This is a genomic window from Christensenella sp. (assembly GCF_034927525.1).
GTDB lineage: Bacteria > Bacillota > Clostridia > Christensenellales > Christensenellaceae > Christensenella.
Window position 1 is genome coordinate 1 of sequence record NZ_JAYFPU010000020.1, and the last position, 8,977, is coordinate 8,977.

Annotated in this window: 9 protein-coding genes and 1 pseudogene; all 10 read left to right on the plus strand. The window is 46.2% G+C overall.

What is annotated here, in order from left to right; genetic code table 11:
- A pseudogene (locus VB081_RS00635) lies at window positions 1-712 on the plus strand (hypothetical protein); the annotation flags it as partial.
- Window positions 706-933, plus strand: coding sequence for a hypothetical protein (locus VB081_RS00640; RefSeq protein ID WP_323398937.1), 228 nt, complete (start codon window positions 706-708; stop codon window positions 931-933). The pseudogene VB081_RS00635 and the gene VB081_RS00640, both read left to right, overlap by 7 nt.
- Window positions 920-2,671 carry a hypothetical protein gene (locus VB081_RS00645; RefSeq protein ID WP_323398938.1) on the plus strand — a complete coding sequence of 584 codons (1,752 nt, stop codon included), beginning with the start codon at window positions 920-922 and terminating at the stop codon, window positions 2,669-2,671. The genes VB081_RS00640 and VB081_RS00645 overlap by 14 nt, the downstream gene beginning before the upstream one ends.
- A 2-nt stretch (window positions 2,672-2,673) precedes the next feature.
- Window positions 2,674-2,916 (plus strand): hypothetical protein, encoded by a 243-nt coding sequence (locus VB081_RS00650; RefSeq protein ID WP_323398939.1) that lies wholly within the window; start codon window positions 2,674-2,676, stop codon window positions 2,914-2,916.
- A 44-nt stretch (window positions 2,917-2,960) separates the two neighbouring features.
- A complete protein-coding gene (locus VB081_RS00655; RefSeq protein WP_323398940.1) occupies window positions 2,961-3,800 on the plus strand; it encodes a hypothetical protein in 840 nt (279 codons plus the stop codon).
- A gap of 14 nt (window positions 3,801-3,814) precedes the next feature.
- Window positions 3,815-4,867, plus strand: a complete 1,053-nt coding sequence (locus tag VB081_RS00660; RefSeq protein WP_323398941.1) for a chitobiase/beta-hexosaminidase C-terminal domain-containing protein — start codon at window positions 3,815-3,817, stop codon at window positions 4,865-4,867.
- Window positions 4,868-4,923: 56 nt separating this feature from the next.
- Entirely contained in the window at window positions 4,924-5,298 is a 375-nt protein-coding gene (locus VB081_RS00665; RefSeq protein WP_323398942.1) for a hypothetical protein, read from the plus strand.
- A 125-nt stretch (window positions 5,299-5,423) separates the two neighbouring features.
- Entirely contained in the window at window positions 5,424-7,145 is a 1,722-nt protein-coding gene (locus tag VB081_RS00670) for a hypothetical protein (protein WP_323398943.1), read from the plus strand.
- A gap of 12 nt (window positions 7,146-7,157) precedes the next feature.
- Window positions 7,158-7,850, plus strand: a complete 693-nt coding sequence (locus VB081_RS00675) for a hypothetical protein (RefSeq protein WP_323398944.1) — start codon at window positions 7,158-7,160, stop codon at window positions 7,848-7,850.
- Between the two features lie 41 nt (window positions 7,851-7,891).
- Window positions 7,892-8,977, plus strand: a 1,086-nt coding sequence (locus tag VB081_RS00680; RefSeq protein ID WP_323398945.1) for a hypothetical protein, incomplete at its 3' end; no start/stop codon positions are given.

The window sequence follows — 8,977 nt, forward strand, 5'->3', positions numbered from 1 at the left end:
GCGTTTTTATTTTGAATGGGGATCACCCGAGCACAGGGACTATATCAGGGATGACAGTATGCGTTTCGGTGGCGGCAATGACATACGGATATACGAGCACCCTAAACCCAATATACCGTATGTAATCGGTGGCGATACCAAGGGTGAGGGCAGGGATTATTTTGCTGCTACGGTGATAGATAATTCCACAGGGCGACGGGTCGCGACGCTGCACATGGATATATCGGATGCTTACCCATATGCGTGGCAGCTTTATTGTTTGGGCAGATATTACAATGACGCGTTAGAGGCGGTAGAGATTAACTTTAACACCGCGCCCATACAGGAACTTCAAAGGTTGGGATATCCGCGTCAATATATGCGTGAGCGATACGACTCAATAGCGAGGTCGTATCAAAAGAAATACGGGTTTAAAACCGATGGCAATACCCGCCCTGTAATCATAGACAAGGAGATAAGGCTGATCGAGGATCACATTGATCTGTTTACGGACATTCCAACATTGCGGGAGATGCTTACATTTCAGTATGACGACAGGGGCAGACCCGACGCAATGTCAGGAGAACACGACGATTTGATGTTTTCTGACATGATTGGAAACGAGGCAAGAGGACAGCAGGCGACAGCATACGAGAAGATAGAGGCGACAGCATACGAAGCGACAGCGAGCGAGTTGTTAGGATATGGCACGGAAAGGACAAACCAATGGTAGAGATAAGCTTAAGTATATTGCTTTTAGCGGGTGCTTTTGCATTGATAATGGCAGGCATTGCCATTAAAAAAGTGTATTGGCAACCAGAAGAAGAGCCTGAAACGGTTGTAAAAGGCTTTGAATCGGACGAGGATGAGCGTACAAAAAGACAGATCGCGAACGTCCTGAACTACGGGAAGCCCGGCTACAAACAGCAGGAGATAGACAATGACGAAGATTAAAACAGAGCCAAACGAAATATGGTCGGAATATGAAGAAGGCAGGAGCTACAAGAACTCTCTAAATTTATACGACCACGTCGAACGCAATGAAAAGTTTTATAGTGGCGATCAGTGGGCGGGGGTAAAAGCGCCCGACCTCGTAAAGCCAGTATTCAACTTTTTGAAGCCTGTTGTAAACTATTATATTGCCATGCTGATATCTGACGACATTGCAACAAATATAGAGATGTCGGACAACTCAAGCGATGGCGCACAAGTTGACGATATGGGCGTTGCAGCAGAGCAAGAGGACAGTATACCAAGTCTCCTGTCTGCGGAGGTGGGCTCCGTTATGGAGCAAGCCAACGTTAAGAGCAAGAATCGTAAAATGATCCGTAATTGTGCGGTAGACGGTGACGCTTGTTTTTATGTGTGGTATGACCCCGATGTCGAGATGGGATTCGGGAACAAAGGGCAGATCAAAGTTGAGCTGATTGATAACACCAACGTTATCTTCGGCGACTATACGGAATCTGATCCGCAGCAGCAACCATATATCATTATTCCGATGCGTAAGCTGATTGGTGAAGTCAAGGAAATGGCGCGCAAGAACGGACTTGACGATTCGCAGATTACGCCGGACGCAGACGGTATCACAAATGGTACATCGTATTCCTCGCAACAGTATGTAACGATGTTGCTGAAACTATGGCGCGAGAACGGGACAATACATTTTTCCAAGTCTACAGCAGGGGCAGAGGTGCAAAAGCCTACGGACACAAAATGCAAGCTATACCCTGTTGCGTGGATGTCATGGGAGAGCGTCAAAAACTCTTATCATGGCGTGTCGCCTATTACGTGGAACATTCAAAACCAAATGTTTGTAAACAAGTCCTTTGCGTTGGCAATGATACAAATGCAAAACTTATCATTCCCGATGGCGGTGTATAACAAACAATACTTGCCGAAATACGATCCCGCACCCGGTCAGGCTGTGGGTGTGAACGGACCGCCTGATAACAACATGATTAACTATTTCAGGCCGCCTGATATGAGCGCACAGGTTACGGCGATTATTGATCTTGTGATCAAATATTCTAAAGACATGATGGGCGCTTCTGACGCGGCGCTTGGAAATGTAAAGCCTGACAACACATCGGCGATCGTGGCGGTACAGAAGGCCGCAGGGTTGCCGCTAGACATTCAGCGAATGGACTTCTACAACTTTGTAGAAAGCTATATAAGAATTTTTATAGACATGATGCGTGCGAAATACGGCATACGATCTGTTTCGGTAAAAAATCAAGATGGGACAAGGCGCATTGTTGAGTTTGATTTTTCCGAACTGAAAAACATTAACTACCATTTGGATATTGATATCGGTCAAGGCTCGTACTGGTCGGAGCTGATGCAGATACAGACGTTGGACAACCTAAAGAGCAATGGCATAATTCCAGATGCAATCACATATCTGGAATCTGTGCCGGACGGATACATTAAGAACAAAAAGAAAATCATTGAAAAGATCAAGGCAATGCAGGAACAACAGCAAGCAATGGAGCAGCAAGCGCTTACGGCGCAAATGGGAGCATTACCCGCAGCGCCCACAATGGATGGTCAAGGGCTGACAGGCGAACAAATAGCACAGGCGGTTCAGGGGCTGGGCGACACATCGCCTAAGGATGCTGTCGCGGTTGTAAACGAAATGATGATCAGCGAAGATGACAAAGAGCGCATTTTGCAAGCGCTAGGAGGTTGAAAATGTTATGTAAACAATGCGGTTGTGAGAAGCGCGTAACAGGGAGCAAGACGGTAATACAGGGCGATAAAGACCCTGACACGGCAACAAAGCTATACGCCGTGTTACAGCTAGAATGCAGGAATAGACAATGCTCTGCATATGGCGAAAAAAGCGAGTTATGGCGAGAACAAAAGATAGACAATGAACCCATTCCGCAAGAAGTATTAGACGGAATAGAAATACCAGTCGAAAAGGGCGATTAAACCAATCGTCTTTTTTAATATAACAAAACACGGAGGACTAAAAAATGTTTGAGGAAACCAGTCAAACGCCAGAAGAAACAGCGACAGATTTCATGGACGGGTGGAATGACGAGACACCAACGGAAGCCGCCGAGGAGGAAATCGAAGAAGAAGACAAGGAAGAACAGGAAGGCGCAGCAGACGCCGAGGGCGAGACTGTCGAAGAAGAAACCGACAAGAAAGAGGCGATACCAGCCGTATTCAAAGTCAAGCACAACGGCAAAGAGCTAGAGCTTTCGCAGGACGAAGTGATAACCAATGCCCAAAAGGGCATGGACTATGACAGAATCCGCGCAGAGCGTGACAGTCTGAAAAACTCGCGCGAAGTACAGCTTATTAACAGGCTCGCACGACAGGCCGGAATGCCTGTTCATGACTACATCGAGGGATTAGAAGGGCAACTTCATAGCGCCAATGTGACCGCCAGAGCCGCATCGTATATCGATGGGGGCATGGACGAAGAAGCCGCCTATAAATTGGCGGATGCAGAGATTAAGAAAGAGCAGCTTGAAAACACCATAGCGGCACAAAATTCTGAACGGCAAACGGAGGCGGAAACAAACGCAAAGATTCAAAGAAACATTGAAGAATTTGAGCGCTTGTATCCCGATGTAACGGAGATTCCACAAGAAGTAATAGCTGATATCCAGGCAACGGGGAAAACGCCCGTACAGGCTTATAGGGATTATCAGCAAGCGCAGAGGGAAGCGGAACTGGAACGCAAGGAAAAAGAACTTGCAAAAAGAGAAAAAACAAAAGAAAACCAAGAAACCTCACCGGGAAGCGTAAAGGGCACGACAGACAAACCCGATCCGTTTCTTGAGGGGTTTAATTCGGAATGGTAAAGGAGAAATAAAAAATGCCTATTTATTTACATGAAAAGTACAGCAAGCAAGTACAGGAAGCATACAGAAAAGAAAGTGTTATCAAGGGGCTTTTGTCGAATGATTACGATTTCACAGGGAATAAGACGGTAAAGGTCAGCACGATTAGTACCGTGCCGCTTGTGGACTACGTGCGCAACGGCGCGAATCGCTACGGTACGCCAAGCGAACTGGAAGACACGGTACAGGAATTAACCCTATCGCAGGATAAGGCGTTCACCTTCACAATAGACAAGGGAAACAACGCTGACCAGAACGGAATCAAGGGTGCCGGCAAGGCGCTTCATCGCCAGATCAAAGACCGGAACGTTCCGTTGATGGACGCTTACGCGTTGAATGTGATCGCGCATAAGGGCGGCATCATTTTTGGTGGAGCGGCGCCCACGAAAACATCTATCGTTGAGCGTATTGCAGATGGTACGGTTGCCCTTGATGATGGCGAAGTCCCGTCTACGGGTCGTTCTTTGCTGATTTCTGCGGCTATGTATAAGCTCCTTCGCTTATCGCCGGAGTTTATCGGTAACGACAAACTTGCGGTAGAATCGCTAAAGAAAGGTCAAGTTGGCGAGTTTGACAATATGCCTGTTATTAAGGTACCGAAAGGCAGATGGCCAGAAGCGGTCAACTTTATGATCGTGCACAAAGACGCGGGATGTATCCCTGTTAAGCTGGACGATACTAAGATTCACCAAGACCCGCCCGGACTTTCCGGTCACTTGGTAGAGGGTAGACAGTATTATGACTGCTTTATTCTCGGTACAAAGTCTGGCGGCGTGTATGTTGACGTCGACACAGGCGCAGGTTCTATCGTTGCGAAACCAGTAATTGCGATTGCTGCTAACGAAGCAACCATTACGGCTGTGACGGGCGTAACATTCAAGTACACAACGGATGGCACAGACCCGAGATACTCAGTGTCTGCGGAGGTTTATTCCGGCGACGTTACACTTACAGCAGGACAGACGTTCAAAGCATACGGCGAAAAAAACGGTTCTTTCCCGTCTGCAGTAGACGAAAAAACCAACTAGGAAAAACGCTATCAGGGGGAGAGTCCTCCCCCTTTTTTTTATTAAAAGGTGAGACTATGACGGCAAACGATATATATAACGCTGCTGCTGCACTATTGTTTTGGACGGAAGATGACAAGATGGATTATCTTGAAAACGTGCTTCCGATTTTAAACAAAGTGTTGCAAACAACGTTTTTGGCAAATAATGTGTTGCGCGAAATGCGAAAGAAAGAGCCGTTTTCTATATTTGAGCCAGTGGCCAACATTGACGGAACAGTAGAATATGAAAATGAATTTTTATATGACATTCTGCCGCTAGGACTCGCGGGGGATATTGGGCGCGATGATGTGCCGGAGATCGCTACGGCGCTGAAAACCGAGTATGAGTACAAGATAAGCCGCCCGATTGGACAGGGCATATACGAAACAATAGCAGAGGATGAGGAATAATGTTTACACCGCCAGAGGTAAAAACACCTGATACCCACACAATGACATACAACAAGTTTAAGGGCGTAGATTTTAAATCTGCTATTACGGAGGTAGACCCATCACGCAGCCCTTATGCTCCCAATATGATCGCGCAGGAAAACGGGTTTCCGCAAAAAAGGACAGGGCTATTAAAACTCGCGGAATATACGGGCGAAATTCACGGCATCCATCGATTTGTTAAAGCCGACGAATCGATCGATATTATTATACATGCGGGAACAAGCCTTTATAAGTTAGGCAGTGATATAGCGGTATATAGCGGAATGAAAAGCGCAAAAAGCACAAGCTTTGTGATGGGCGGAAAATTATATCTATTAGACGGCCAGAATTACATTTCCTACAACGGAAACACTGTTTCGAACGTTGAGGACTCCGCATATATCCCGACAACGACAATTTCGGCCGCGCCAAGCGGCGGCGGGGAAGAATACGAGCCTGTAAATCTACTGCAAACGCAAAGGGTTAACCTGTTTCGAGGTACTGCAGGAGATACAGTATATCAGTTAGACACCGAAAGCATAAGCGCGGTTGTAAAATGCGAAAAGCTTAATTCGGATGGTATCACATGGACAGCAATAACAGCCTACGCGGTCAATACATCAGCTGGAAAAGTAACGTTTTCGGCAGCACCGGGCGTGTCTCCAATCACAGGAGAGGATAACGTTAAAATTACGTTTAGAAAAACCGTCGCAGGATATGCGGACAAGATAAAAAAATGCACCATATGCACGGAATACGGCATGAACAACGATATAAGAGTATTTGTTTCCGGTAATTCTGGACAGAAAAATTATGATTGGTTTTCGTGGACGGGGAATCCGACGTTCTTTCCTGATATAAATTACGGGATTGTAGGATCAGAAATATCCCCTATTATGGGGTATTTAAAGCAGTATGACAGTTTGGTTGTGGTGAAGAAAGCTAACGGTCAAGATGTTTCATTGTTTTTGCGTACCGCGCAAATGGGCAGTGACAACAAAATACAATTCACACTAAAACAAGGAATATCCGGCGTAGGAGCGGTTTCAAAGTATTGTTTTGCGTCCTTGATTGATGATCCTTTGTTTTTGTCAGATAGTGGCGTCATGGGGCTTGATACCAAGCCTACGCTGCAAAATACTACGCAGGATCGCAGTTTCTATATAAACCCGAAACTTTTAGCAGAGCCGGGCATAGACGAGGCGATAGCGTGCGTAGCGAACGGCAAATATTATTTATTTATCAATGGGAACGTATATGTCGCCGATTCTACACAGAAAAACGTGAATCCTGCAAAATCGTTCGGGTATGAATGGTACCACTGGACGGGCATAAATGCATCTGCCGTAAAGTATATTAACAATGTTTTGTACATTGGAGATAAACATGGTCAGCTACATAAATTAAAGACCGAATCAGAGTACGGGATGGAAGCGTACAACGATAACGGAGACCCCATATACGCAGAGTGGCGCACTAAAATGGACGACTTAGGCGAACCCGCGATGTTTAAAACCATACTTAAAAAAGGTACGGGCGTAACACCAATGCGGTTTGCGGCATCGTCTGCAAACATTTATTTTATTACAGACCGAGATCAACCGTCACAAAACTATTCAATGAGCACAGTTTTTGATTTCGACGATATTGATTTTGGCGATATGAACTTCGGTGCACTTGAAAACCCCGACTTTGTACCGTATAGAAGAAAAGTAAAAAAAGTGAAGATGGTGCAGACAATTATTGAAAACTCGGCGGTAAATGAAAGTTTTGGAATTTTCAATATAGTGCTTTCTTATCAAAAAATCAAATATATAAAACGGTAGGAGGATATACTTATGGCGGTAAATTGGAACGATATATACAACGCAAAAATAAACGAGCTTACGGAGGGAAATTACGGGACGCAGGAAAAAAACTTACGAGATGCACACACCAACCAGGTTGAGGCGCTGGATGCGCAAAAAAACGCTACAGAGCAAAAACTCACTGATACAAGAGATGAGTCGCTACGACAGGCGTACATTACAAAAATGCAATCACAAAGAGATATGCCGTCACTCATGGCTGCGCAAGGACTTGGCGGCGGCGCTACTGAAACGAGTGTTGCAAATATGCTAAGAAGCTATCAAAGTGGAAGAAACGCGGCAAATAAGCAGTATTCGGGCGATCTAACGACGCTAGAAACAAACTACACTACAAACAAAAACACGCTCGGAAGCGACCTAAACACAAAACTTGCAGACTTACAGACTGCAAAACGTGCAGAGGCGTTAAGTCTTGCGCAGTTTGCGTATCAGGCAGCTAAAGCCGAAGAAGAAGCAGAGGCGGAACGTAAGCGGCAAGCAGCGGCATCGCGAAGTTATTCGTATGGCGGGTCGTCTAATGGAAGCGCAGGTCAATCTACATCATCTTTGATCGCTTCGTCGACAAACCCATATGCCGCGCAAGCAAGCGCGCAGGGTGGATATTGGGACGCGGACGGATACTGGCGGGACATGAACGGCAATAGGACGGGGCTGCGCCGGTAACGAGAACCAATATAAATTTTTAATCTAAAGGAATGCGAATTATGGGACTGGTATGGGATAAAAACAAAAAGAAGTGGATAGACGACGGTAAGGCGTATCAGCCGCAAAAGGCAACGGCGCAATCCGCTGTTCGTTCGCCAAAAGGCACGGGAAGCTTTGTCGGAAATTTGCGTGAATATGCCGCGCACGTTGCTGCGCTCAAAAATCAGAAAAAGATAGCGCCTATTAACGTATTAAACGTGCAAAAGCCGCAGAGTAATATAGAATCGCAAACCTCGTCCCGTGACGCGCTCGCAAGTGCGTCGCAGGCCATTGCAAAGCAGAGCGAAGAGATTGGTAAACGGCGAGGGAGTGCGGAGCAGGCAACAGGCGATATGGTATGGTCATTGGCTTACGGGAGATATGTGCCGAAAGAAACAGAAGCTCAGTTAAAAGAACAAGCGGCCCAAAGACCATATGAACCTAAAAATACAGCGCCACCCTCGATTGATAAAAAAGCGAATTTTGTTTCCGCAGGGAACGAGACGTTAGGGCAGCGCGTGAAACCGGCAATTGATACCAGTTCTGAGATTGCTGTGATTCAAAAACAAATTGAGCAACTCAGAAGCACGCCAATTGATGCGAATTATCAAAATCCAAATGATCCGAATTTCAATTATGCTGATCATCTGAAACAAATATCGAATTTGGAGGGACAAATAGAGGATATCAAGAGCGGGGCATACCATCAGGAAGCAAAGAATACCTTTGACACTATTATCAAAGGGATGGCTCGGGAATATACGCAAAATCCAAAAGAATTTGAGAGGCTGGCGAAGGTAGGCGCGCAGATCAATCCGACACAAAAGGCTAAGGACAGAACGGACGACGAGTTATATTCTGTGCCGGACATGACGGGCGGCATGGTGACGTACGAGGTTCAGAAGAAAGACGCGTACGCAAAAGAGTGGAGCGATGACGAGCTGCTTCTTTTGAATTATTTATACGGAAGCGGGCGCAATGGGGACGCGAAGCTTTTTGAAGAAATTCTTGAACGCGACGTAAATGCGCGATATGCACAGAAAACGCGGGATGCGCTCAGCAAAGAGTTTGGAACGGCGGAAGGACAAACGCCGAACGCGGGACAA